Source organism: Simiduia agarivorans SA1 = DSM 21679 (assembly GCF_000305785.2).
Taxonomy (GTDB): domain Bacteria; phylum Pseudomonadota; class Gammaproteobacteria; order Pseudomonadales; family Cellvibrionaceae; genus Simiduia; species Simiduia agarivorans.
This window is the reverse complement of the sequence record NC_018868.3, coordinates 3,579,817-3,605,318: the sequence shown is the minus strand read 5'-3', so window position 1 is coordinate 3,605,318 and position 25,502 is coordinate 3,579,817. Positions and strand designations below refer to the sequence as shown.

At 55.0% G+C, this 25,502-nt stretch carries 16 protein-coding genes and 1 other RNA gene; 1 reads left to right on the top strand and 16 read right to left on the bottom strand.

Annotated features, from left to right (window positions below):
- Position 1 precedes the first annotated feature (1 nt).
- From M5M_RS16225 to M5M_RS16215, 3 genes are all read right to left on the bottom strand, one after another.
- A complete protein-coding gene (locus tag M5M_RS16225; RefSeq protein WP_015048588.1) occupies positions 2 to 955 on the bottom strand; it encodes a carbohydrate kinase family protein in 954 nt (317 codons plus the stop codon).
- An 8-nt stretch (positions 956 to 963) separates the two neighbouring features.
- A complete protein-coding gene (locus M5M_RS16220) occupies positions 964 to 2,208 on the bottom strand; it encodes a sugar MFS transporter (RefSeq protein ID WP_024330145.1) in 1,245 nt (414 codons plus the stop codon).
- A gap of 304 nt (positions 2,209 to 2,512) precedes the next feature.
- Positions 2,513 to 6,799 (bottom strand): fibronectin type III domain-containing protein, encoded by a 4,287-nt coding sequence (locus M5M_RS16215; RefSeq protein ID WP_016389781.1) that lies wholly within the window; start codon positions 6,797 to 6,799, stop codon positions 2,513 to 2,515.
- A gap of 297 nt (positions 6,800 to 7,096) precedes the next feature.
- On the opposite strand from M5M_RS16215, the gene M5M_RS16210 reads away from it, so the two are divergent.
- Complete coding sequence (locus M5M_RS16210) at positions 7,097 to 8,743, top strand: sulfatase family protein (RefSeq protein ID WP_015048585.1); 1,647 nt, start codon at positions 7,097 to 7,099, stop codon at positions 8,741 to 8,743.
- A 9-nt stretch (positions 8,744 to 8,752) separates the two neighbouring features.
- On the opposite strand, the gene M5M_RS16205 is transcribed toward M5M_RS16210, so the two are convergent.
- From M5M_RS16205 to M5M_RS16150, 13 genes are all read right to left on the bottom strand, one after another.
- The gene (locus tag M5M_RS16205; RefSeq protein WP_015048584.1) at positions 8,753 to 9,883 is read right to left on the bottom strand and encodes a helix-turn-helix domain-containing protein; all 1,131 of its coding nucleotides are present in this window, start codon (positions 9,881 to 9,883) and stop codon (positions 8,753 to 8,755) included.
- Between the two features lie 733 nt (positions 9,884 to 10,616).
- Positions 10,617 to 11,004: a transfer-messenger RNA gene (gene ssrA / locus M5M_RS20005) on the bottom strand.
- A 504-nt stretch (positions 11,005 to 11,508) separates the two neighbouring features.
- Positions 11,509 to 12,678: a lipase family protein gene (locus M5M_RS16200; protein WP_015048583.1), complete on the bottom strand. Its 1,170-nt coding sequence runs from the start codon at positions 12,676 to 12,678 to the stop codon at positions 11,509 to 11,511.
- Positions 12,679 to 12,711: 33 nt separating this feature from the next.
- On the bottom strand, positions 12,712 to 13,191 hold the full coding sequence (locus M5M_RS16195; protein ID WP_144062485.1) for a DUF6795 domain-containing protein: 480 nt from the start codon (positions 13,189 to 13,191) through the stop codon (positions 12,712 to 12,714).
- Positions 13,192 to 13,376: 185 nt separating this feature from the next.
- On the bottom strand, positions 13,377 to 14,099 hold the full coding sequence (locus tag M5M_RS16190; protein WP_162141139.1) for a substrate-binding periplasmic protein: 723 nt from the start codon (positions 14,097 to 14,099) through the stop codon (positions 13,377 to 13,379).
- 147 nt (positions 14,100 to 14,246) lie between these two features.
- The gene (locus tag M5M_RS20260) at positions 14,247 to 15,497 is read right to left on the bottom strand and encodes a hypothetical protein (RefSeq protein WP_016389777.1); all 1,251 of its coding nucleotides are present in this window, start codon (positions 15,495 to 15,497) and stop codon (positions 14,247 to 14,249) included.
- Between the two features lie 9 nt (positions 15,498 to 15,506).
- On the bottom strand, positions 15,507 to 16,364 hold the full coding sequence (locus tag M5M_RS16180; protein WP_015048579.1) for a hypothetical protein: 858 nt from the start codon (positions 16,362 to 16,364) through the stop codon (positions 15,507 to 15,509).
- A 144-nt stretch (positions 16,365 to 16,508) separates the two neighbouring features.
- Positions 16,509 to 16,970, bottom strand: coding sequence for a thioesterase domain-containing protein (locus M5M_RS16175; RefSeq protein WP_015048578.1), 462 nt, complete (start codon positions 16,968 to 16,970; stop codon positions 16,509 to 16,511).
- A gap of 32 nt (positions 16,971 to 17,002) precedes the next feature.
- On the bottom strand, positions 17,003 to 17,956 hold the full coding sequence (gene meaB, locus M5M_RS16170; RefSeq protein ID WP_015048577.1) for a methylmalonyl Co-A mutase-associated GTPase MeaB: 954 nt from the start codon (positions 17,954 to 17,956) through the stop codon (positions 17,003 to 17,005).
- A 23-nt stretch (positions 17,957 to 17,979) separates the two neighbouring features.
- Positions 17,980 to 20,121 (bottom strand): methylmalonyl-CoA mutase, encoded by a 2,142-nt coding sequence (gene scpA, locus M5M_RS16165; protein ID WP_016389774.1) that lies wholly within the window; start codon positions 20,119 to 20,121, stop codon positions 17,980 to 17,982.
- A 131-nt stretch (positions 20,122 to 20,252) separates the two neighbouring features.
- Positions 20,253 to 20,669, bottom strand: coding sequence for a methylmalonyl-CoA epimerase (gene mce, locus M5M_RS16160; RefSeq protein ID WP_015048575.1), 417 nt, complete (start codon positions 20,667 to 20,669; stop codon positions 20,253 to 20,255).
- A 20-nt stretch (positions 20,670 to 20,689) separates the two neighbouring features.
- The gene (locus M5M_RS16155) at positions 20,690 to 23,548 is read right to left on the bottom strand and encodes a biotin/lipoyl-containing protein (protein ID WP_015048574.1); all 2,859 of its coding nucleotides are present in this window, start codon (positions 23,546 to 23,548) and stop codon (positions 20,690 to 20,692) included.
- The gene (locus M5M_RS16150; RefSeq protein WP_015048573.1) at positions 23,548 to 25,239 is read right to left on the bottom strand and encodes an acyl-CoA carboxylase subunit beta; all 1,692 of its coding nucleotides are present in this window, start codon (positions 25,237 to 25,239) and stop codon (positions 23,548 to 23,550) included. The genes M5M_RS16155 and M5M_RS16150 overlap by 1 nt, the downstream gene beginning before the upstream one ends.
- Positions 25,240 to 25,502 lie beyond the last annotated feature (263 nt).

Here is a 25,502-nt window from a genome sequence, read left to right as displayed (position 1 = left end):
GTTATCTCCAGTAGACATCCACATCCTGCGCGGTAGGCAGCGCAGGGAAAGCGCCCTTACGCGATACAGAAACCGCTCCGCAGTCAATGGCAAAACTTACAGCACGCCTCAGTTGTTCCTGATCATTCAGCAGCGTCTCCAAGCCTGTACAGTGCACTGCCGCTAACAAACCACCGCTGAAACCGTCGCCGCCGGCGGTGGTATCCACCACATTGACGGCAGGAATTGGTAAACTGAATTCGGATTCAGCCGTCAGGATCTGCACCGGTGATCCACCATCGGTAATCAACATGAGCTGCACACCGGCATCGAAACACTTGCCTCTCATATCGACGCCCTGCGCCAGGTAATCCCACTCATCTCGGGAGAATTTTACGATGTCGGATTGCAGCACCAATTCATTCACCCGCGCGGAGTCCGCACGCCCTTCAGGCCATAAGTTGTGACGCAGATTGACATCAAAACTAACCACTGCTCCCTGTGCACGCGCCGCTGCCACCGCCGCACGTGTGGTCTGGGTGATGGCCGGCTGGGTGAGAGTGTTGGAACAAAAATGAAACAGATTACAGTTGGCCAATCTGGCCGGGCTGCACTGGGCTTCGGTGATCAGCAAATCAGCACTGTCATTGCGATAAAAGCTGAAACTTCTGTCACCATGCTCATCCAGGAACACGAATGCCAAAGCGGTAGGCGCGGTCGGGTGTCGATAAGTATCCCGGGTGTCCACACCATAATGACTCAGACTCTGAATCAGAAATTCACCGAAAAGGTCCTGACCTACCTGGCCAAGAAAGCGCACCGGCACCTTCAGTTTGGCCAGCGCAACGGCAACATTGGCGGGCGCGCCACCTGGGAATTGTTCAAACTGGCGAATGGACAGCCCCTGTTGATCCCGGGCGTTGACATTCAGAAAGTCGATTAGCGCCTCACCAAAACAAACAACAGATGAATTCATATCGCACCTCAATGCTTGTTAGCACCCACCAGGGCATACCAACCAATGAACAGGTAACACACCAGCGGGACGGTAAAACTCATTGAAACCGATACCGAATCGGCCAACACGCCCTGCAGTACTGGCACAATAGCGCCACCCACAATCGCGAGGCACAAGATGCCCGAACCCTGACTGGTATGAGCACCCAATCCGCGAATGCCGAGAGAAAAAATGGTGGGAAACATAATGGAATTGAACAAACCAATGGCCAGTACCGCCCACATTGCAATGCGGCCTTCCACCAGAATGACCAAAGCCAGCAAGCCAATAGCCAATACGGCATTGAATGCCAGTGCGCGCGTGGCGCGCACAAACTGCAGTACCGCCGAGCCCACAAAACGCCCCACCATGGCACCGCCCCAATACAGCGTCAGATACTGAGCAGCTGTACGCTCATCGATCTGACCGATTTCCGGCAGCGAAATGAAATTGATAATGAAACTGCCAATGGACACTTCTGCGCCCACGTACAAAAAGATCGCCGCCGCACCCAGCACCAGGTGCGGATACTGCCATGCACTGGTATGACTGGCGCCACCCAGGTCGCTGTTATCACCCGCAATAGCCGGCAGCCGGAGAAACTTGAACACCAGCGCAGCCAGAATCAGGAAAGCCGCAATCATCAGGTAAGGGAGCTGCACGGCGGCGGGATCTGCCGATTCTGCCACCTGAGTGTGGTCGCCGTTCATGATCAGCAAGGCACCAAATAATGGGCCGACGGTATGCCCCACCGAATTGATCGCCTGGGAGAAATTCAACCGGCTTGAGGCAGTATCGGGATTACCCAGTACCGCCACATAGGGGTTAGCCGATACCTGCAGCAAGGTGATACCCGAGGCCATCACGAACAGTGCTGCCAAAAACAACCAGTACTGCTGAATGGCAGCGGCCGGGTAAAACAAAATACAGCCCAAGGCCGCCACACCCAGGCCCACAGACACCCCGTTCTGGTAACCGATGCGACGGATCAGCGCTCCGGCCGGCAACGACACCAGAAAATAGGCCCCAAAGAAGGTGAACTGGATCAGCATGGCCTGCACATAGGTCAGCTCAAACGCGCTTTTCAGGTGCGGAATGAGAATGTCGTTCAGGCTGGTGATGAAACCCCAGATAAAAAACAGGCTGGTCATCACCAGCAAAGGGAATACGTAGGTAGAACTGGAATTCATGGGTGCGCCCACTGGCGGCACCGCAGATTGAGGAGCAGACATAGAATTGCCCATTTATGTTTATCGTTTGAGTGCACTATATCGGCGCGTTGCGGCCAAAAACTCCGCGTTTAAGAATCCGCAGAAAATTTTTTTCAATACCAATCAAATAACGCCAAACTCCACGAACGCGATCCAATAAATTCAGAGAATTCATGGGGTTACAAATAATCACATCTGACTTTGGGGGCCACCACAAACTTCTGATTTCGAAAAAGCGGTCAATATTCGACCAATAAATCCGAAGAATGCAGTCACCCACTACAAAAAAAGCCCCATCACGGGGCTTTTATCCGGGCAGTGCCCGTCAGAGGTTCACGGCATTCGATTCTGTCCAACCGCTGGCAGAACCCGAGGCGTTGCGCGCTTTTACCCGGAAGGTGTAAGTGGCGCCGGCATCCAGCCCGGTGATGGTGACGCTGGTGCCGGTGACGTCGTACTCGGCCTTGCGCCAGGCATCGCCGGCTTTGAACTTCTGGATGTCGTAGGTGACGGCATCCACCACCGGGTTCCAGCTCACGGTCACACTGGTGCTGCCCGATTTGCTGGCGCTCACACCGGTGGGGGCCCCGAAGCTGCCGGAGGGCGCCGAGGGTGTGGCCACGGCGCCGGATTCCGTCCAGCCGGATTGCTCGCTGCTGTTTACCGCGGCGATGCGGTAGTCGTAGAGAGTATCTGGGTTGACGCTGGTGTCGCTGTAGCTGGTACCGGTAACGCCGGAAGTCAGGCCCGCCCAGGCACCCCCATCCACACTGCGCTGGAGGGTGTAGCTGTCAGCATCGGTTACGGCATCCCAGCTCACATCCACCCGGTTATGGCTTACCGCCAGGGCATCGGCATTGGCCGGTGCCGCCAACGGCTGGCTGCCAGACAGGTTCACCGAGCCGCTGGTGGTCCAGGATGTGGCCTGGCCCGATGCATTGCGCGCCTTGACGCGGAACTTGTAGGTGGCCCCAGCCGTTAAACCAGTAACAGAGGTGGCGGTGCCGCTTACGTCATAAACGGCCTTGCGCCAGGTGGTTTCGGTTGAGAGTTGCTGTTGCACATCGTAGGTCACCGCGTCTTGTACCGAGGCCCACTGCACATTCACCGAGTTGTCTGAGGTGACGCTTACCGCAATCCAGCCGGGTGCACCCCAGGGGCCAGCGGCTTCCTCCAGCGTCACTACATTGGACAGTTGATACTCAGACGACTGCCCCACCGAGGCCAGGGCCCGCACGCGGAATTCATAGTCGCCGGCGGAAAGGCCGGATACGGAGGCACTGGTGGCTGTGGTGTTGGCCTCGGCTGTGGCCCAGCTGCCGCCCACGGCGCGGTATTGCACCTGGTAGCCGGCGGCATCGGTTACCGCACTCCAGCTCACGTTGGCCTGGCTGGCAGACGCGGCGGTAGCGGTTACCGAGGCCGGTGGCGGCAGTTGCACCACCGCATCGCAGTAGCGCTGCAGGCTCACTTCATCCAGCCAGACGTCTGCCGTGTTGTCGCCCAAAAAGAAACCCAGCTTCAGATTGCCGAAATCCACCGCCGGTTCGTAGAACAGGGTGAAGGATTGATCTTGCGGGGTGAGCTGGATTTCATCGGCGGTTTTGATGTTTTGCCAGGGGCTGGAAGCCTGGTGAATCTTCACTTCCATGGTGCGGTTGCTGGCCGCCTTGGCATTGAAGTTCAGCACATAGGCCTTGCCCGCCTCCAGCTTGCCGAAGCTGCGCTGGATCTGCACATCGTTGGTGGAAAAGGCGGCACCGATATCCACCTTGAGTGAGTTGCCACTGCCAAAGCCGCTCTCTACGCCCACACTGCCGGTGGCCGAGGCGCCGGCGCTGGTATTGGCGTACACCGTCCAGGCACCCAGGCCATTGGTGAAGTTACCATCGCCGGTGAGATTCACCGGTTCACAAGGCTCCGGAGGCTCTACCGAATCACCGCTGGTAAGGGTTTTGGTGTTGGAGTTGGCCGACTGGCCGGCACTGTTGAAGGCGTACACCCGGTAGGTGTACTGGGTGTTGCCTGCCAGGCCGAAGTCCGTATAGGCCGTGGTGTTGCGCCCCACCTGCCCCACTACCTTATAGGTGCCGCCGGCGGTGCTGCGCTCGATGCGAAAGCCCGTCTCGTTGTTGGCGGTATCGCTCCAGGTGAGGGAGATGGTGTTGGTGGCAGCGTGCAACTGGCCGTTCAGGTTGTTGGGCTTGGCCGGCGCTGAAGTGGGCGCCGGATCCATATTCATGCCGCTGATGCTTCTGCGCCACAGGCCCGCACCGGGCGTGGTGGAATAGAGGTACATCTGGCCGGCGTCTTTAATAAAGCGCGAGCTGGTCATGCCGGAGAAGTGCAGATCGTCGGTGATATCCTGCCAGTTCACCTGACCATTGCTCTGGATGGTGCCCAAAAACACGCCGTAGCCCAGCTGGTAATCGTGATCGTAGTAGCTCATCACAATCTTGTTGCCGGCACCGGCAGAGCCGCCTTTACCCGTGAACTTGAATCGGTTGCCCACCGAGTTCCACCACACCAGGTTGCTGGTGGGGCGCACGGCCATGGCATCGGCCGGGGTAAAGATCTTCTGCCAGTTCTGGCCTTCATCGGTGGAGAGCAGAATCTGCCAGTTGTTGCCGTCGGTGAGGCCCGGGCCACCGCCCTTGGCGAAGCTCATCAGGTACACGGTGCCGTTGTAGGCCCAGGCCTCCACTTCTGCATCCCAACCGGAACTGGCCAATACCTGGGCAAAGGTCCAGCTGCCATCATTTTGCTGCTCGCCACGCCAAACCCCTTGCACACCGCCGGTTGAGCTGAAAAACACCACCTTTTCATTGGTCGGGTGCGGAGCAATTTTACGGGCGATGCGGGCATCGTTGCTGTTATCCAGCCCTTCGTAAATCTGGGTGACCGGCAACGTTTCGCCGCGATCGTGGTAATCCAGCGCGCGGCCGATGTCCTCCACCATGTACATGCCGTAGTTGGAGCTGAACATGAATACCTTGGCGGGGTTGGCCGGAGACACGGCCACATCGCGCAGCACGCCCTTGGGCAGGCCCGCCTTGGCATTGGGGCCGCCGGCAAGCTCCACCCACTGGTCGGCCGGGCTGTGGGTATTCAACCGCTTGGCCCACAGGCGGCCGTTGTGGGCACCGCCACCGTAACCGGAGGTGGCCTGTGCCACCACCGTGGGCACGCCCCAGGCATCGGCAATATCCACTGCCTGCACGTCCGACAGGTTAAAACCGCCGCCGCGCCGATGCTGCATGTTGGACCAGGACACACCGCCGTCCCAGCTCTCCATCAAGCCGTTGTCGGCCTGGCCCTGGATCACGTAATTCTCGTGCACGGCCACATCGTAGGTGTAGGTACTCTCGGTGCCCTTGCCCTTGTAGGTGGGCCATTCGGTACCGTACCAGTTCACCGTCTGACTGGTGGGCGTGGAGTACTTGTTTTGCCAGCTGTAGCTGTTATTGCCGCTGTTGTGGCTGGCGTAGTACATGGTCTGGTTGGTGGTAGACCACACGCCCCTGGCCCAGCCGCCGGTGACCGGCGTGTAGTGCGCAAAGCGGGCATTGGGCGGCGTGGCGTAATCCCAGCCGATGTCCCAGCTGCCGTCGTAGCTGTCCCAGATTTTTTCCCAATAAAAATTGGTGAGGTTGCCGTTGTTGTCCCAGTTGAAGGTGCCTTCATACAAACCAAAGCGATCCTTCACCGCCCCCAGCAACACCTTGTGGCTGTTACCGGTGGAGCGCGGGTCTACCTCCGGGTACCAATAGCGGCGGTTGCCCTCCAGGCCACCGGTTACCTGCTGCCAGTTGATGTTGCTGGTGCGGGTGGCATACACCAGAAAGTTGGTGTTGTAGCGCAGATCCGGTTTGGCCTCCGCATAGGTGGCGTAGAGCACCTGGCCGTTGGGGCTTAAGGCAATGCCCTTATTCCAGGGGCGCACGGCATCATCGGGGCCGGCAATGCGCTGCCAGTTCAGGCCGCCATTGGTGCTTTTGTACACGCCCTTGTTGGAGCCCAGGTACACGGTGTTGGCGTTGCTCTGGTCAAACACCACCGAATACACATTGCGGTCGGTGCTGCTGTTGCTGTCGAAGGTGACCGTCTGCCAGCTGCTGCCGCCGTTTTGCGACACAAACACCTGACCGGGGCCGGCGGCGGTTTCACCAAACTTGCCGATGAAATCGTCGTCATCGCGCCAGCCGGGCGCGGCGATGATGTGATTGGCATTGCCGGGCTTGAAGGCAATGCTGGCGATGGATTTGTTTTCGGTTTCCGGCACCAGCGCATAGCTGTTGCTGCCGTTGGTGGAGATATGCAACCCGTACAGCGTGCCTACAAATATCTTGTTGGAATTGCCGGGCGTTACCGCCACGGCGAACACCCGGTTGTTCACCAGGTTGCCGGTAATCTGCCAGCTTTCACCATTGTTGGTGCTCTTGTAGACCCCTTCCATATCCGAGGCCATATACACCACATTGGCCTGGTTAGGGTCTGCCACAACATCCTGTACCTGGCCCCCGGCACCGGGGTTGAGTGGCTGCCATACGGTAGCGGCCATAGTGGATTGCAGGCTTAGCAGCGCTAGCCCGCCGAGGAGATGTCTTAACATACATTGCTCACTTGTTATCGTTATTGTTGTTCGCGGCCGGTACCGCTTTGTCAGCCGCAGCCGGGGCCGTACAGCGCTCTTCAGACGGGGCAGGATGGCTACCCCAAGAGGCCGGCAAGCCCAACAGGAGCCCGGAGGCTCGACGGAAACCCGCAGGTTCCGGTAGGAAAGAGGACCACAGACTCAAACGCCATTATCAATCCTTATCAATCAGATTAATTCAATATACAATCACTTTCAATCAGCGGTAGGCAAATAGAGACCTGCTTCACACCAGCTACCAGAGACCAGAGTGCAATGAGAATAAAAACCCGCTTGAATGCTGCCTTGCTGCTCGCTGCCATTATGGCCACCGCCTGCTCCGATACGCCGCCCCCGAGCGAGCCTGCAGTGGTCGAGCGGCCCAATATCATCTTTATGATGTCGGACGATCACGCCTATCAGGCCATCAGCGCCTATGGTTCTGAGTTAATCGATACACCCAACATCGATCAGCTCGCGGCTGAAGGCATGCTGTTTACCCGCGCCACCGTGGCCAATGCCATCTGCGCACCGTCGCGCGCCAGCATACTCACCGGCAAACACAGCCACATGAATGGCAAAGTGGATAATGTGCAGCCGTTTGATGAAACCCAGGTAACGTTTCCGCAGTTACTGCAAGCCGCGGGCTATCAGACCGCCATGTTTGGCAAGCTGCATTTTGGCAACAACCCCAAAGGCGTGGACGACTTTATGATTCTGCCGGGCCAGGGCAGCTACATAAACCCGGATTTCATTACACCGGAGGGCGATGTACGGCTGGAAGGTTACGTGACCGACCTGATTACCGATGTGACCATCAATTGGCTCGACCAAAAGCGCGACAAAGCCAAGCCGTTTTTTCTCGCCTATTTACACAAGGCTCCGCATCGGCCCTGGTGGCCCAGAGCCGACAAGTTTGCCAAATTTTACGGTCGCGAATATCCGCTGCCCTCGACGCTGGCCGACGACTACAGCACCCGCGGCACAGCCGCTAAAACCGCCGAGATGCGCTTGCTCGATCACATGCGATACAGCCACGACAGCAAAATCCGGCCCGAAACCTACCACGCCATGGAACAAGTGGAGCCAGCCATTCCGCCCTCATCCTGGGGCTTCAGCTATCCCTATTCGGATCGGGTGAATGACGAACAACGCGCCGCCTACGAACCCACGCTGGACAAAATCAATCAGGATTTTCAATCCCGCTGGCCCACCATGACCGACCGGGAAAAACTGGAATGGAAATACCAGCGCTACATGCAGGACTATCTGGCCACCATTGAATCGGTGGATGAAAATGTGGGAAGGCTGATGGACTATCTAAAGGCCGAAGGGTTAGATAAAAACACCATTATTGTGTACACATCAGACAACGGTTTTTTTCTGGGCGAACACGGTTGGTTTGACAAGCGCTTTGCCTATCAGGAATCACTGCAGGTGCCTTTAATCGTGCGTTGGCCCGGTGTTACCCCGGCAGGTAAAAAAAGTGCAGCGCTGGTTCAGAATATCGACTATGCGCCCACCTTTCTGGCGGCGGCAGGATTGCCAGTACCCGAAGACATTCAAGGACAATCGCTATTGCCATTGCTGACCGACCAGCCGGCGCAATGGTCGCGCGAAGCGCTTTATTACCATTATTATGCCTACCCTGCCATCCACTCGGTTAAGCGGCACTACGCCATCATTACCGAACGCTACAAACTGATTCATTTCTACCACGATGTGGATGAATGGGAGCTGTATGATCTGGCCCAGGACCCTCAGGAGCTGAACAATCTTATCGGGCAGCCCGAGCAGCAGGCATTGATAGAAGATCTGAAGAGTGACCTGAAAGATTTGCGGGCTCACTATCAGGATTCGGAACAGCTGGACCAGTATTTTATCCAGCGCTCGGCCGACGATCAGCACGAAGCATTTGAATAATGCAGACCGTCAGCGCGCAAATTTGAGTTTGTAGGCGCGCGGCGTCATTTGGGTATATTTTTTAAAATTGGTATAGAACACGGATTCCGACTTGAAGCCAGAATCGAGTGACACGGCAAACATTGTACGGTTGCTGGAATCCGGTGAAGCCAGCAACCGTTTGGCCTCTTCCACCCGGTAACTATTGATGAACTCGTTGAACCGCTTGCCAATCACCTGATTCAACAGCCGTGACAGATAATAACTGGGCACGCCAAAATGTCTGGCCAGCACCGCTTCGGTAAGCTCAGCATCCAGATAAAGCTTCTGGCCGCTTACCAGTGCCTTCAAACGTTCAGCCTCCTCTAGGGTGAGAGACTGGTCAGGCTCTGACTTGCCAACATCGGGCAATGGATCACCCGCATCATCCTCGTCAGCTGTATCCAACGAGCTGCCGTGCAGTATCAGCTCTGGATAGCGCAACAAAAACCACTGTGCTGCCACCACGATCAACACCGTAGTACTGATGAATAACACATCTTTCACCAACCGAACTACAGCCAACACCTCGGATTCAAAAAACGTGTGCATGGTGAAAATATACAGGTGCAGCAGCGATTTCAGCAAAAACACCCCGATCAGCATATCGAGCCAGGAGATCAGCTTAAATTCCTTCACGCCTTTGTGTCGGTCGTTTCGCTTGATTGAGTGCAGCAGTGCAAATAGGTAAATCAAATTGGACAACGCGATAAGGCTGAGCACCGCTATGTGCTGCGGTTGGTCGATATAGTTTTCATAGCGGAAATCCCGCCACAGCAGTTCGAAACCAATGAAATACAGCAGGTACAACCCAACCGGCATGAAATGCAGCCACTGCCGCAGCTCCATGCGCTCAAAAATCAACTGGCGATAATACAGATAGAGCACCGGGCCATAACAAAAACCAATAGCATCAGACACAAACACAGTTTCAGGGTATTGCAATCGAAAATCAGTGAATACCAGCAGGTACTGAAACAGCACATTCAGCGCAGTGAGTACAAAAAATGAGCCAAGAAACACATTCGACTTATCCAGCCGTAAAAACGGAACCATAACACCCAGCGCCAGCGCCTGTAGCGTGGCCCAGAGATACAACGGTGTGAACAGAGTGTCGATCATAAAACCACTTTATAGCTCTTTAAGCGCGATTAAGTTTACCAGTTTTATACGATTGAGACTAAAGTACCTGGCAAAGTAAAGCGCGTCTCCTGTTGGCGTGAACCCATTGCGGATCTTGCACCCTATGGATTTAGGGTGGGGATCAACACTTCGGCTACCCCGGATTCTGGTGAGCTGTGGCAAAACCCTTTGCATATTCAACGCGACCTGAAGTGCGTAGTTGTAGTAGCTTGTATCGACAGACAGAGTAGTCCCTTTTCTAGAGGCAAGGTGAAACAGATCTTCGCATCAGCCCGTACCTTTCAGGGGTTTCCGAGCTCGCCCTTACTCGTTGTTGCCGTTTTTCAGTGGGTGGAGACACCTCACAAACGACGCCCAGGCATCGAATCGGCCCGCTAGCCTTTGGCGCGATAACGCCGGCCAACATACGCTAACAGACACAGGACTTTGCAACGTAAGCCCCTGAATAGTGGCCAAGCGCAAACCCCAGCCCTCTATCGAGGGTGGAATTTTTTATTGATAGGGCCGGGGAAATTGACCTTGCGGCCGCCCCTGTGCGCAACCCTTCGGACGCTGACGCGGGCCAAAATGCTCTGACTGCCACGGACGGCAGAAATACAGGTTTGCAGGAGCAAATAGCTGCCCGGCATTTTGTGAACCCTTGGGGCTCACCCACTCCACCAGCTGGACCAATAAAAAAACCCCACCTTCATTCGAAGGTGGGGTTTTGTATTGGTGGAGCCGGGGGGATTTGAACCCCCGTCCGTCAGTACTCCGCCGTCAGCTCTACATGTTTAGAACCGCTTATTGATTTAACGCTTTACAGCCCAGCGGGCGAGACGTAAAACGCGATCCTGATAAGGTTTAGCAGATCCACCCCAGGCAGGCTTCACGGCGATCCAGTTCTGTATGACAGTCGTTAACGCGGTACTGGCACCTTGTTAAAGACCGCTAAGGGCGAACCCCTAGTTAGTGCTTCACAAGCCGCTTACGCAGCCAGCTGGGCACCGTAGTTGTCATCGTTGGCAACTAATAGTTTGTAGCTTTGGATTTACGTGATTGGCTACCCTCACGACATGCACTTCGGGTTTTGTTACCGCCGTCGAATCCTAATCGGCCCCTTTTCTGCGTGTACCGGCGCCATGCGTCGTTGCCCTGCGGTCATCTAAATGCTCACGTACCAATGTACGCTCCGCTTTATCTGCCTTGGGCGCCTTGCCTGGCACCACTACACTTGAAAAGTCGCTTGCTTTTAAAGTCTTTGCAGCCTTAAAAGCATTATCTGCCTGTTTCAGCTGACCGGCCAAAGGCCAATCAGCGCCACCGGATGCGGTTGGCTAGAGCACCGGCAGCGCTGGGCGGCCGGGAGGGGGATTATAGGCAATCCCATAGGCTATATCTATGGGCTAATGGCGATTATTCAAGTGGGGCTACGCCAAACAGTCCACGCGCTGCAACCCTAGGCGTCCAGAGCCTGGGACTCCGTTGCCGAAATCCCAGCCCGATAAACGTGACTGTCGCGCAACTCCGCAGCAAATGAAGAGGGGCCACGCGGGTTTTGCAGTCAACCGTTAACCGGACGCCTGTCGCCCGTCCGGCCGGGAGAGAGAATCTTATTGTGCGCGCTATTCGGAGAACACAAAGTCGACAGCGGTCTTTACCATCCGGTTCACTTTATCCATCAAAGCTGTGAGCAGGTATTTAATGAACTGGGCTGTCACGGTTATATCTTTGGCGATCTTCATGCCCAATGCCACCATGATACGTTTCATCAAGCGCAACACCCAGACGGACGCATCTTTGGCAAGGTCGTAGCCCTTAGCCAACGCCATGGCCAGATGATCCAGCAGAGTCACACCCAGCCCGATACTGTTCTGGATCACAAAGCCAACCCCCTGCAGGACCTTCTTAATCACGTACATCAATGCATGATTCAGCATATTGATCGAATTGATAGTAAGCGAATACAGACTGTCACTTTTAAGCCAGGTCTCTACTGCAGATTCAGATACTGGCGGCTGCAGGTCGATCAGCGAATCCCAGCCTTTGGAGCGGGAAAGCGTTTTCACGTAGTTGGTCATCTTGTGATAACTCCCCGATGGCAGGGACCCGGGACTGTTCAGGCAATAGCTACGGTTTTTGTATGGCACGTGAAAAAATGGCCAGATGGGCACCATCGGCACCACATCCGTCTTGTGATAGCAACGGTAGATGCCAGCACCTGATTGCAGCGAATTACTCAGGGACTTTGCAAACCCTTCACAGCCGACTCGCGGGCTGCCGAAAGTATAAAGCTGGACCGATGATTGCCCCAATAAACTATTGGTTTCCAACCACTCGGCACACAGCGATGCCAACGCACCGCCGAGACTGTGACCAACGCAATGTACCGTCCTTACCTTACCAACATAGGGCCGCAACTTGAGCTCAAGCTCATCCCGAAGGCTGCCAAAACACTTGTTAAAACCTGTGTGCACTCTCTCTGCGGAATCCGTCCACGACAAACCAACCGTTGCATCCGTGGCCCAGTCAAAGGTGTTATCTGTACCCCGGAACAGAAGCAGCAGATCCCCTTCAAATTGCGCGCCCCGCCCTTCGGCAACCACACCAAATCCGGTTTTCTTTTTTATCACCCATAAAGTGCCGGACTTACCGGAGACTTTGCTGTCCTCACTTGACAGGTCCCAGTCAGCTTTAAAACGATCGACGGTTGCCCTGTTAAAATATTGGTTCTGAACCTGGTAAATCACCTGCGCCAGTGACGCAGCCTGCAATGGTGCAATTACGTTTGTCATAGTAAATACCGTTTAAAAAATCCCTATTTATCGCTACCAGCGACACCGGGTTTCGATTGAGTTCAACAACAGGTGTTCAAATCTCGACGCTTCGCTCAGCTCGCAGGTCAGCACCATAGGCTGCCCTTCCAGCTCGGCGTTTTCCTCTGATTCTGCCTTTACCGTCTCCCAAATCAGTACCTGGCTGCCATCGTGGTCCACTGTCATCGACTGAAAAGCATTAAATTCTGCTGGCAGCCTGGGTATGCTGCCGCTGGACATTATGGCCGGGAACTCGAAGCGCCCATCTTTATCCGTTGTGGTGCTATCGGTGTGTTCCTCATCACGCCAGCGCACACTGCGATTGATGGTTGCACCGGCCAGCGGAGAGCCGCTAAGGGTCAATACCCCTTTCACCGACGAAAACAGGTTTGCTTTTGCCACGTTTGAAGCTCCGTGAATATCAGTACATGAAAGCAGGCCAAACAGAATGAAGCCTGATAGATAGGTAAATATTCGATGAAATGAGGCCATATCCATTGGACCCGGGTAGATCAGCCTCAGCCAATTGATCAGGCACAGGCTGCATAGTCGCAGTATAAACAGATGCTTGGAGAGTACCCACTAAAGGAAGCCGAGTCCATCTTTCGCACCGACTAATGGTACCGAGGTACCTGCATTGACTCGCGATATTGCGCGGCAATCAGCTCAACTGAAAATCACTGCAGGGTGGTCTGGTATCGGGCGTAAATGGCTTCGTAATCTCCCGACGCTTTTAACTCGGCTAACGCCTCGTTAAACGCCGCACACACGGCAGGCTCCTTGAATGCCATGCGCGAATAAATCTGCGGAAATATATCGTGAACAACTATAGCGGGAAGGGCATCGCGCCCTTCTTTCTGTGCAATTGACTGGCGCGCCTGTAAAAAGATCATCAGATCCCCCACACTGACCTGATAGCGTCCAGCCATCAACAACCGGGCCTGAAGGTGAGGCTTTTCCACCTCTTTGTAATGTGCCTTTTCCACCACCGCCGAAAACGACGGGCCAAAAAAGTCATAGGCGCCTTCAAAACTCACGATGGAGCGCCCTTTCAAGTCGACCACTGATTCAATATCAAGGTTTTCAGATAACAGCGAAATCGCCACATCCCTGAACCTGAACACCGGGTCTGAGCGACAGCCCTCAAGCTCTACACTGTCAAACACGTTCGCGACCGCATCGGCCCGCCCCCCGGCAAAAGCGCTCCAAAGCTGATTATTACTTAATCCGAACAAGTAATGGGGTTCGTAGTCGGGCATCCGTTCAAATACCGCGGTAACGATATCGGTAAAAATGCCGGACTGACTGGAGGCGAGAAAGTAGGGCTCAAAATTGCCCATAGCCACGACAACCGGTTGCGGGCCCTGCTCCGGCTCAGCCTGGATATTTCCAAACGGCATAAAAACCAAGAGTAGTAGGCACAGGTGGCGCATAAGTATGTGGCTTTGGCACAGGAATCGACACGCCAAGTTTAGGTCATGAATTGAGGGATTGCACTGGTTAACACAGCCCCGGAGCCGGATGGCGACCCCGGGGCTGATCAGGCGTCAGGCCGACATCTGCTCGAACAGATCATCGTCGTTTTCGTACCAGAACTCGCTGCCTGCACCAAAGGTGCTGATCATCATGGCTTTTGCTGCCTTGTAGGCGCCCGAAGATTTGGTATAGACGCCTTTACCCGCGACGAAAACGCCATAGGCCGCACCGGCCGCTAACGCCACGGACTGGACCGTTGGATTAGCGACTGCAGAGCTGCAGATATCAACGGCTGCAGCGCCTGCTTTTTGCAGCGAGCTGACGCCCAGCTCTTTCAGTCCAACCCCTGCCGCACCGCCTCCCACTACCGCTTTACCAGACAGAGAAGCGATTTCTTTGTACACATTTCGTCGTGAGGCACTGCTGCGCAGGTCGCGACTGTTGATATGTTGGTCGACCCAGGTCAATCCGACGATATTGCAAAGGGGTTTAATAGACTTTTCATCAGCACCGATAGGATTCGATAAAAAGACTTTTTGCTCTGCAAATTTTGCTCTCAGGTTGCGGACAATTTCCTCGTCGGCTGCGGCATAGCGGCTCAGAGAAGGTGCACTCTTGAGAATTTCTAAAGCCTTGTTAAAAGTCTTCACACCTTCGCCATGGACCAACCAATTCACCGGTGCTTTAGCGTCAGCGGCTTGCTGTAGCAATGACGCAAGGGCATCCGCGTCGGATTTTTGGCCATATTTTTTGCTTTCAGTCCAATACATCGAATATAAGTTCGTTGGGCTCTCTACGGTTCGCTCAAGAACCTCTTTGGAGTACGCTTTTTTAATGTGCGTTATCAACCGCGAACCAGCACTATGACTAGAAACAAATTTACCAGCCACGGCTGCATAGTGAGCGCCATCCCAACGATGCAACAAATCCATATGTTGCGAAGGTGTTTGGCGAGTTACCCAAGAACTACCTTTAACAACCTCGAAAAGGCCAGTTCCAAAGGACGAATCTTGGCGGGTCAATTCTCCACTGAATCGGAGCTTAGATATTAGTACATCGCCATTATCAAGATAGTATTCAATTGCGAATCCATCTCCACGCAGATTTCTCAGCGTTGCAGCTCCATTCATAGCATCCCCTGAATTCGGGCTCGCGTTCAAACTCAAAACCGCGCGAAAAAGGCTCATCAATTGGAAGCTAGATTCTTTTTTCAATTCAAGATTGACAAAAAATGGGTGCGCTGCTGCCGAAACATACACGTCTCGGCCTTGCGCGCCCTTTCCATAAGACTGCTCTAAAACTCTGATCCATCCGTTACGCATTGATATTCCCTACTTTGACAACTGAAACTCAGGTGGAGCCGATCCGTACTTATCGATTACACGCTTATAAATTTTAGGCGCCACCTCTTTACTGATCATTAAGTGCTCAACCCAATGAATAGGTGGACGATCACCTCGCAAACTTGAAAGATCTATGGCCTGTTTAATGCCAGTCAATACAAATGAATCTATTAGTTCATCGACTTTTCGGCACAAACAATTGACAGCCTCAGCCGACGGCAAGTAGTTGTCGATTGAGACACAAATACTAACAAAGTGCGATGCATCTATTGGCGTCAGCATTACAAACGAACAATACTTGCTAGCAGAAGGAGTTAATTTTTCCTTGTAGCGTTGATTATCTGGCAAGACGGAATATGATATCCAGTCGATACCTGCTAGAGTCCGCACGCCCCAATTCACTGGCGCGATCGGCATAAAACTATTGGTATTGGGAGGACCAAAGTTAAAATACATATCTCTGTCTACTACCTGCCTAAAATCAGCAGCGACAAAGCACGACATCCCCTCTGGCAAATCTCTCACCTGCGCTAGACTAACAGCCAGGCTGATACCACCTGTAATTCCCCCGATCAATGCACCTTTAGTTTCATAGTATTGGGTCATCAAGGTACAAGACTCTATCCCGCTAACCGTGTAATCAGGCCTGTCTTCCGCAAATGGGTAGTTATCTGGATCAAAAATATTGATTCTGGAGGGCGCAATTAGCACGTTCGCATCTGGAACGTTTGAATCGGGAACCTCTAAAGAAAAACGCACCCCAGACAAATCAAACTCAATCTTCCGGCGCTTATCCCAGCCGGGAATATAGGGTTTGTCGTTGGTGGCAAATAGGCGGGCAAACATTGATCACTTCCCTGTTAATGGGTGAAGGGTGTCACACAGGTCTGCGACAGAACAAGGCTGAAGCTCAGCGCGAGGCGAATTGCAGAAAAAAGTGTGACCGAATCGCAGCCTCTGATGTTACCAGCGTACTAAATTGGTTAAAACTCAATCACACCGCAAAATGGCATACCGGCCCTCAAAGCGCACGGCGTCTTTGCCGCCACAGGCGATCGTTGCCTGCAGGTTGATACTGGCCTTGCCATGGGCTTTGAAGGTATCGAAGAAATGCTGAAGCGCGTCCGGACCCGGAGAGCTGCAGACGGCGGTGATATCGCCGCGAACGGGTGCCAGGTACTTGATGTGGCCCTCGGCCACCACCTGATTGCAGACAATGCCAGCCTCCTGGGTTTTCAGGTAAGCAAAGCCCCAACAGGCCATCACTGCAGCATTGTAGAGGCTGCCGCCAAAGGCGGTGGATTTATCATTGATGTTCGGCGCCAGTGGCGCCTTCAGCACCAGCGTCTGGCCGTCGTAGTGGTCCAACCGCAACCCCATGAAGCCGGTTAACGGCAGGTGCTCGTCAAAGAATTGATTCAGGGTATGGGCAACGTCGGCAGGTAATTTCATGGTAACAGCACAACAGATTTAACAGCCACACACTATAACAGATCCACTATCGTCCTTGCCGCCAGCAGCGGCGTGGTGGTGTTATTGATGACGGCCGCCTGCAATTCCGCCATGCGTGCCTGCACATCCGGATTTTGCTTTAGCCGTTGCTCCAGCAGCTGATGAATCAGCTTTTGCATCCATTGGGCATTCTGGCGCGCGCGTTTGCTGTAAAACGCATCGTGCTCCAGTGCCAGCGCGTGGTACTCGGCAATCATGTCCCACACTTTGTCGATGGACTGCTTGTGCAGGGCCGAGCAGGTTTCCACCTTCGGATTCCAGAAGTTGCCGTGCTTGATCAGATGGAACGCACTTTGATAATGCTGCTGGGTGCGGGTGGCCAGATTGATGGATTCGCCATCGGCTTTGTTGATTACGAGAGCGTCTGCCAATTCCATAATGCCGCGCTTGATACCCTGCAGTTCATCGCCGGCATTGGGAATCATCAGCACCAGGAAAAAATCCACCATGGCGGCCACTTCATATTCCGACTGACCCACACCCACGGTTTCCACCAGGATCACATCAAAACCGGCGGCCTCACACAGCAACATGGTCTCACGGGTTTTTTGTGCCACGCCGCCGAGCGCACCCTCACTGGGTGAGGGCCGGATATAGGCGTTGGGGTCGCGCGACAATTCCTCCATGCGGGTTTTATCGCCCAGAATGCTGCCGCCGCGCACCGGTGAGCTGGGGTCTACCGCCAGCACCGCCACTTTTTTGCCCAGGCCGATCAGGTGCTTGCCAAAAGCCTCAATAAACGTGGACTTGCCTACGCCGGGAATCCCCGAAATGCCAATGCGGATGCTGTTGCCGGTATGTGGCAACAGCTGCTCCAACAACTGCTGGGCTTGCTCGCGGTGGGCGGGCAGTTTGCTTTCAACCAGCGTGATGGCCTTGGCCAACGCCCGGCGATTGCCTTGCCGCAGCAGTGTGGGATCAATCATGGTGTGACTATTAATTCCGTGAGTTATGCGTTCGCTTGATTGATGGCTTCAAGCACTTTGCGCGCCGACACAGGAATTTTTGTGCCCGGCCCGAAAATACCTTTTACACCGGCCTGATACAAAAAGTCATAGTCCTGTTTAGGTATCACCCCACCGGCCACCACAATAATGTCGTCGGCGCCCTGCGCTTTCAGGGCTTCGATCAATTCCGGCACCAGGGTTTTATGGCCCGCGGCCTGGGAGGACACGCCCACTACATGCACATCGTTTTCCACCGCCTGGCGCGCGACTTCTTCGGGTGTTGAAAACATGGGCGACAAATCAATGTCGAAACCCACATCGGCAAACGCTGTAGCAATCACTTTGGCGCCGCGATCGTGCCCATCCTGGCCCATTTTGCACACCAGCATGCGCGGACGGCGGCCGTGTCTGGTTTCAAACGATTCTATGTCTGACTTGATTGACTGCCACTCGGCGTCGTCTTCGTAGGGTGCACCATAAACACCACTGATGGTGCGGGCCTGAGCATTGTAGCGACCAAAAATCTCTTCCATAGCGTCGGAAATTTCCCCCACGGTGGCGCGTAGCCGCGCGGCTTTCACGCTCAAGTCGAGCAGATTGCCCTGGCCCGATTTGGCGGCGGCGGTAATATCGGCCAGCGCCTGCTTGACCATTTCGTTGTTGCGGCTGGCACGGATCTGGTTAATGCGCTTGATCTGCGACTCGCGCACCGCCACATTATCCACTTCCAGAATTTCCAGGTCATCCTCTTTTTCCAGGATGTACTTGTTCACCCCCACAATCACATCTTCACCGCGATCGATACGGGCCTGCTTTTTGGCTGCCGACTCTTCGATGCGCAGCTTCGGTAAACCGGCTTCAATGGCCTTGGCCATGCCGCCGTTTTGTTCGATTTCCTCAATCAGCTCCCAGGCGCGGTCGGCAATCTGCTGGGTGAGCGATTCCATCATGTAGGAACCGCCCCACGGGTCCACCACTTGGGTAATGCCGGTTTCTTCCTGAATGATAATCTGCGTGTTGCGCGCAATGCGGGCAGAAAATTCTGTCGGCAGTGCTACCGCTTCATCCAGCGCATTGGTGTGCAGCGATTGGGTACCACCGAATACGGCGGCCATGGCCTCGATGGTGGTGCGGATCACGTTGTTGTAGGGGTCCTGCTCGGTCAGTGACCAACCCGAGGTCTGGCTGTGAGTGCGCAGCATGGACGACTTGGGGTTCTTGGGTTTGAACTCCTGCATGATCTTGTGCCAAAGCAAGCGGCCGGCACGCAGTTTGGCAATTTCCATGTAGAAGTTCATGGAAATGCCCCAGAAGAAACTCAGGCGGCCGGCAAACGCATCCACATCCAGGCCCGCCGCCAATGCCGTGCGCACGTATTCGCGCCCATCCGACAAGGTATAGGCCAGCTCCAGCGCCGCATCGGCACCCGCTTCCTGAATGTGGTAGCCGGAAATGGAAATGGAGTTGAATTTCGGCATGTGTTGCGAGGTGTACGCAATGATGTCACCGATAATTTTCATCGACGGCGCAGGCGGGTAAATATAGGTATTGCGCACCATGAATTCTTTCAGGATGTCATTCTGAATGGTACCGGCCAGTTGCTCCTGGCTCACGCCCTGCTCTTCCGCTGCAACAATATAGTTGGCAAGAATCGGCAGCACGGCACCGTTCATGGTCATGGACACAGAGACCTTATCGAGCGGTATGCCGTCGAACAGGATTTTCATGTCTTCGACAGAATCGATGGCCACGCCGGCTTTACCCACATCGCCGGACACGCGTGGATGGTCGGAGTCATACCCCCGGTGTGTTGCCAGATCAAACGCTACCGACACCCCCTGGGCACCGGCGGCGAGATTTTTGCGGTAAAACGCGTTGGACTCTTCGGCGGTGGAAAAACCTGCGTATTGGCGGATGGTCCAGGGTCGGCCGGCGTACATGGTGGCCTGTGGGCCGCGCACATAGGGCGCCAAGCCCGGCAAGGTATCCGCATAGGGCAGGTTTTCGGTATCTGCCTTGGTGTACAGTGGCTTGATGTTGATGCCTTCGGGCGTGTGCCAGGTCAGGTCATCCGGCGTCAGGCCTTTCATTTGTTTGGTGGCCAGGGCTTCCCATTCGGCCAGCGTGTATTTTTTTTCGGTCATAATATTTTCGTCCTCCGGTCTTAGCCGGCCAGAATTCGGGGCTGGGAAGCCGCTCCCACATTAGCACCCACACTGTAGGAGCGGGGGGCGGCCATCCGATTCCCAGCCGCGAAGGAATTCAGCACCAAGCCTTAACGATGTTCATCGTCCATCGGCTGATTCAATTCAATCAACACCCCGTCACAACTTTTGGGGTGAATGAAAATAACTTTGCAATTGTGTGCACCCAGCGTGGGTGCATCAGATAAAAACTGATAGCCCTTGGCTTTAAGGCGCGCTACGTCGGCGTCGATGTCATCCGAGCGGAAGCACAGGTGGTGCAAACCGCCGCCGCGCTTTTCCAGATAGCCGGCAATCGGCCCTTCGCCGTTGAGCGGATGCACCAATTCAATTTGGGTAGCCGGCACCGGAAAAAACGCGGTACTGGTCTTTGCGCTGGCAACATCTTCGCGGCCTTTGTATTCCAGGCCGAAATCCTCGAGGAAACGCGTAATCGCTTTTTCCAGATCAGGCACTGCGATGGCGATATGGTCTAATGCAACAATCATAATAATCTCCTAAGGCCCACTCAGATTTCCAGCGTGGCCAGGAAAGCCTCGGTCGCGGATTGACGCCGCGCGTTGATCGCCTCGGGCGACTCCACTTCCACTTTTTCATCCGGCTCAATTTTAAACAGAGGCTGGCCCTTCTTGATAATGGTGCCGTCATCCTGAACCAGGATTTCTTTAATGGTGCCGGCAAACGGCGCATTCACCTTGTTGAACATCTTCATGACTTCAATGATGTACAAGGGCTCACCCGCGTTGAAATGGCTGCCCACTTCCACAAAGGGTGCCATACCGGGGGCTTCACGTGAATAGAACATGCCGCCAGTGGGCGCGAGTATTTCGTCTGACTTGGCAACGGGCGGCGGTACCAACACTTTGGCCATGGCCGCCTGCAAGCTTGACTCGGTCAACCGCTCGGGGATGTGGATGCTCAGATCCGTATTGACTTTCAGATCAAAGAAGCCGGTTTCCAGTGCCAGATAAACCGGCAAACTGAGAATCTGGCAGCCGAGCTGGTAGCCACGGTGCGCGGCCTGAACGTCGGCCCATTGCTCATCGCTGAAGCCTGCGGGCGCGCCGCCTGCCAGTACCGCGCACAGTTCATCAAAGCTCTTGGCGGGCACTTTGGTTGCCAGTGTCTGATAGAAGGCCACCGCATCAGCCAGTACCTGGCTGTCCTCCTGCCAGATCATGTTCGCCGCGGGCTTTCGGCCACAATAATCCATATTCAGGAAATGGTAGGTTTCTGCCAGCACCTGCACCGGGTTGGTGAGCCAATGGATGTGGCCGTCGCGTAGGTCAAAATGGGCGCGGTGCATGGACAACCAGCCCGCCATCAGGTGAGGCTCGGCCATCAGCTTTTCCAGCGGACGCGTCAACAGCAGCTGCTTGGTTTCCAACACTGCCGACACTGCCCTGCCTTGCTCGCCCGCTTGCGCGATCCGGGTCTGACACAGACTGGCATAGGCGTGCGCCAGATCGATATTATTGGCCGCTTGCTTGAGTAATCCCACCGCGGTGAGGTAGGGCACAATAAAGCGCGTGGTGGGGCGGGCGTTGATGTTGTTGCCCAAAAACCAGTTTACCAGGCCGTAATGGAATTCCAGATTGGTGGCCAGGTCCTTGCCGCGCAACTCCGTGACCCGCAACACTTCGCTCATGCGCTCGTACGTGTGTTTGCGGTTATCGCCCACCGTGAGCAGCAACGCGATATTAGAATCGTAGGCGCCGGCTAAATGGTATTTCATGAACACACCGGTATCCGGGTTGTGTAAGGAAATACCCTGGTCATCGCGGATTTCACCGTCGATGGGATCCGACCAGTTTTCGATCAGTCCGCCGGCGTGCGGCTGCAGGGCCTGGTTGGTGGCATTCAGGCGTGCTTCCACACTGGCGGCACTGCGGGCTTCGCGCGTGGGTTTTGGCAGGCGCGGGCCATGGGCCGCCAGCAGCATCATCGCTTCCACCAGCGAATCCACGCGGAAGCTGTCGGATGCATCCTCGGGGTTGGTAAAGCGCAGCGCGTAGCACAGCTCGGTGACGCGGTGTTCCACCTGGATGCGGGTGTTCATCTCCATGAAGTAATGGGCTTCGCCATCCACAATACATTCAAACGTGCCCACAGAATCCAGCTTTACGGCTTCGCCAAACAGAGCGCCTTCGCGCTCCATTTTTTCCAGAATCACCAGATCCTTTTCCAGCTGCTGCAATTCATCCTGCTTGCCGGCGGCACGCGCGACCTCAATCGCTTCCTTCAGCTCTTCGACCGTGACCGATACTTCCAGGAGCTTCTGTTCGTGCATTTGCAGGGAACAGTCGCGGCCACCGAGGGTCATGCACCACTGGCCATTACCCACCACCTGGATTTCCTGATGGCGGGTGGTGTCGATGTTCATTTCAATCAACACGTTTTTGTTGTCGCCCACGCCATTGGTCTTCAATTCCACCAGACATTCGCGGGTCAGCCCCGGCACCTTGGCCGCCGCTTTGGCAACGCGCTCTTCCAGCGTCGCGCCCTCGTAGCTGTTGGCAGCCTGAAGAATGCGCTGACCTTTACCACCGCCACCGGCGATGGCCTTGAGCCGGAAGCGGTTATTGGGCTTTTCCGCCAACATGCGGCTGGCTTCTACCTGCAGGGCGCGGCCGATATCATCGGCATCAATCACGTCGATGCCCGCATCGTAGGAGGCAGCCAACAGCGCCAGGGCTTTTTCTTCGTCATCCGCGCAGGCAGCGAAATCCACAGCGAGGTTATTGTCTGCCGCGCATTTCTCCAGGCCGTCTTTACCGTACTTGGCAAACAGTGCAAGGCTGGTAGCGTTATTGACACCGGGCGTGACCGACACGCCGGTTTTCAACGCCGTGCGCTTGGCCTGATCCTTCATACCGGCAGATTTCTGCGTGTAAGAGCAAGGGCCAATGAAATTGAGCCCAGCCTCTTCCATGGCCTCAACCATTTCGGCGTCTTCCGACATAAACCCATAGCCGGCAAAAATGCTGTTGTAGCCGTTGGTCTTGGCAATATTGATGATCTGGCGGATGCGCACCGCGCGCTCTTCTTTATTTGCGCCGGTGTAATCGGGTACCCGGTGTACGCGGGTGGGGTCGGTCAGCTTTCTGAGCTCCGGCGCCAACGCATTCTGATACACGATGGAGTCTTTTTCCGACAATAAAATGCCATAATGATGAATGCCCATTTCTTCAAACACATCCATCGCTTCTTTGCGAATGGGGCCACGGCAAATAATCAACGGGCGCATGTGGCTGCAATCGAAGCTCTGCACCCAGGCGGAGCCCGTGCGGATGCGATCTTGATGAATCAGAGGATTATTCAGGTAGTTTTCTTTGTTCACTGTCTTGCTCTCAGAATCAGGGGCCATTAGAAGAATTCGCGCTGAACACCGTTAAAGGGTTCGGGCGTGTAATGGCTCAAATGGAATGCCATGTTTTTGCACAACACCTGGCGCAAATCCGAGGGCATGACAATCTGGGAAATAGACCCCAGGCTCAGGGCTTCATTGGGGCTCATGAGCTCCTGTTCGTAACGGGTTTTCAGTGCCTGTTCCTGCGCTGCCTGCCAAGCTGCGACAGCAGCCGCATCCTCGCCTGCCGCCAGACGCTGCTTCACTTCCGCGCGAATGGCCTGTAATTCCGGCTTGTACACAAACTCCACACCGGCAGGGCCCATCACGGCGGCGCGGGTGGAGGGCAGCGCAATCACAAAGTCGGCACCGGTAGGGTAATTGTTATACGACGCATAGGCGCCACCAAAGGCGTTGCGCAAGATCACCAGAAAACGCGGCGTACGCAGATCAATGATCGCATCCAGCATGGCGCGTCCCGCCTGCACAATGCCGCCCGCTTCCTGCTCGCGACCAGGCAAGAAACCGGTGGTGTCTTCCATGAAAATCACGGGAATATTGTAGAGGTTACAAAAACGGATAAAGCGTGCGTTCTTATAGGCCGCCGCAATATCAATCTGGCCGGACGATACCGCCGAATTGTTGGCCACAAAGCCAATAACATTGCCGCCCATGCGCCCCAATGCCGTCACCGTATTGCGCGCGCGATCCGGCTGGATTTCCAGGAAGTCTCCGTGATCACACAACTGCTGAATGATAATGGACACATCCAACGGTGTATTGAAACCGGAGGGCGAATTGAAAGCTTTCTTCAACAGGATATCGATATCCCAGGTTTTGCGATCGAGCGGGTCGGACGTGGGCTGGAACGGCGCCAACATACTGTTATTGTCGGGCAGGTAATTGAGCAGCTCTTTTACCTTGCGCAATGCCGCCACTTCGTCCGGCACCACAAAATCGGTCACACCCGATTGAGAATGCACACCCGGGCCACCCAGCTCATCGGGCGTGACATCTTCACCCAGCACCGACTTCACCACACCCGGGCCGGTAAGTCCGAAGAAGGTATCATTCGGCTGAATCAGAAAGCTGCCTTGCCGGGGCAGATAGGAGCCGCCGCCGGCATTGAAGCCGAACATGCACATGATCGATGGCACCACACCGGAAATTTTCCGCAGTGCGGTAAACGCTTCGGCGTAACCATCCAAGCCGCCCACACCGGCCGGCACATAGGCGCCAGCGGAATCGTTCAGACCCACCAGCGGAATCCGGCGCTTGCCCGCCAGCTCAAACAGGCGCGCCAGCTTGCGGCCGTTGGTGGCATCCATGGAACCGGCCCGCACCGTAAAGTCGTGACCGTACACCGCCACATCGCGGCCGTTGATTTTCACGATCGCGGTCACGAGCGAGGCGCCGTCCAGATTTTTGCCCCAGTTCTGGAACAGTACCGTTGGCTCTTCGTCGGTCAGCACACTCAAGCGCTCCCAGATGGTCATGCGCTTCTTGGCATGCTGACGCTGAATATTGCGCGTGCCCGCCGCTTTCTTTGGCCGCTCGATCAGCTCCAGGCCGCTTTTCAGGTTGGCCTCGTACAAACCGGGCTCATAGCTGGCCTGCCCGGGCACGGAAAACTCCACCTCGGCGGCGTCATTAAAAGGGTTGTTCAGCACCGGGGCTGACTCAGTCGCTGATTTAGGTATTTGGGACATATCTGCCTCTTTATCCGGTTGGCCGGGATGGCACCATGCAATTTAGGACCATCGGTTCCCGGGCAAATGCCCGGGGAGAGACCCGATGAGTACACAGCCCACCACAAAATAATGGCGCGATATTACCGATTGATGTCTATTTTTAAACCCTGAAATCCGACACACCAAACCACGCAATCAGACAGTAATACATTGATAAATATAGATATTTACAAATTTAAGCCAATAATTAAGCACTAATATCCATATTAATAATGGACAAA

Excerpts from the sequence above, each read along its gene's own strand:
- M5M_RS16225 (WP_015048588.1), bottom strand. The coding sequence starts at position 955 with ATGAATTCATCTGTTGTTTGTTTTGGTGAGGCGCTAATCGACTTTCTG.
- M5M_RS16220 (WP_024330145.1), bottom strand. The coding sequence starts at position 2,208 with ATGTCTGCTCCTCAATCTGCGGTGCCGCCAGTGGGCGCACCCATGAAT.
- M5M_RS16215 (WP_016389781.1), bottom strand. The coding sequence starts at position 6,799 with ATGTTAAGACATCTCCTCGGCGGGCTAGCGCTGCTAAGCCTGCAATCC.
- M5M_RS16210 (WP_015048585.1), top strand. The coding sequence starts at position 7,097 with ATGAGAATAAAAACCCGCTTGAATGCTGCCTTGCTGCTCGCTGCCATT.
- M5M_RS16205 (WP_015048584.1), bottom strand. The coding sequence starts at position 9,883 with ATGATCGACACTCTGTTCACACCGTTGTATCTCTGGGCCACGCTACAG.
- M5M_RS16200 (WP_015048583.1), bottom strand. The coding sequence starts at position 12,678 with ATGACAAACGTAATTGCACCATTGCAGGCTGCGTCACTGGCGCAGGTG.
- M5M_RS16195 (WP_144062485.1), bottom strand. The coding sequence starts at position 13,191 with ATGGCCTCATTTCATCGAATATTTACCTATCTATCAGGCTTCATTCTG.
- M5M_RS16190 (WP_162141139.1), bottom strand. The coding sequence starts at position 14,099 with ATGCCGTTTGGAAATATCCAGGCTGAGCCGGAGCAGGGCCCGCAACCG.
- M5M_RS20260 (WP_016389777.1), bottom strand. The coding sequence starts at position 15,497 with ATGCGTAACGGATGGATCAGAGTTTTAGAGCAGTCTTATGGAAAGGGC.
- M5M_RS16180 (WP_015048579.1), bottom strand. The coding sequence starts at position 16,364 with ATGTTTGCCCGCCTATTTGCCACCAACGACAAACCCTATATTCCCGGC.
- M5M_RS16175 (WP_015048578.1), bottom strand. The coding sequence starts at position 16,970 with ATGAAATTACCTGCCGACGTTGCCCATACCCTGAATCAATTCTTTGAC.
- meaB (WP_015048577.1), bottom strand. The coding sequence starts at position 17,956 with ATGATTGATCCCACACTGCTGCGGCAAGGCAATCGCCGGGCGTTGGCC.
- scpA (WP_016389774.1), bottom strand. The coding sequence starts at position 20,121 with ATGACCGAAAAAAAATACACGCTGGCCGAATGGGAAGCCCTGGCCACC.
- mce (WP_015048575.1), bottom strand. The coding sequence starts at position 20,669 with ATGATTGTTGCATTAGACCATATCGCCATCGCAGTGCCTGATCTGGAA.
- M5M_RS16155 (WP_015048574.1), bottom strand. The coding sequence starts at position 23,548 with ATGGCCCCTGATTCTGAGAGCAAGACAGTGAACAAAGAAAACTACCTG.
- M5M_RS16150 (WP_015048573.1), bottom strand. The coding sequence starts at position 25,239 with ATGTCCCAAATACCTAAATCAGCGACTGAGTCAGCCCCGGTGCTGAAC.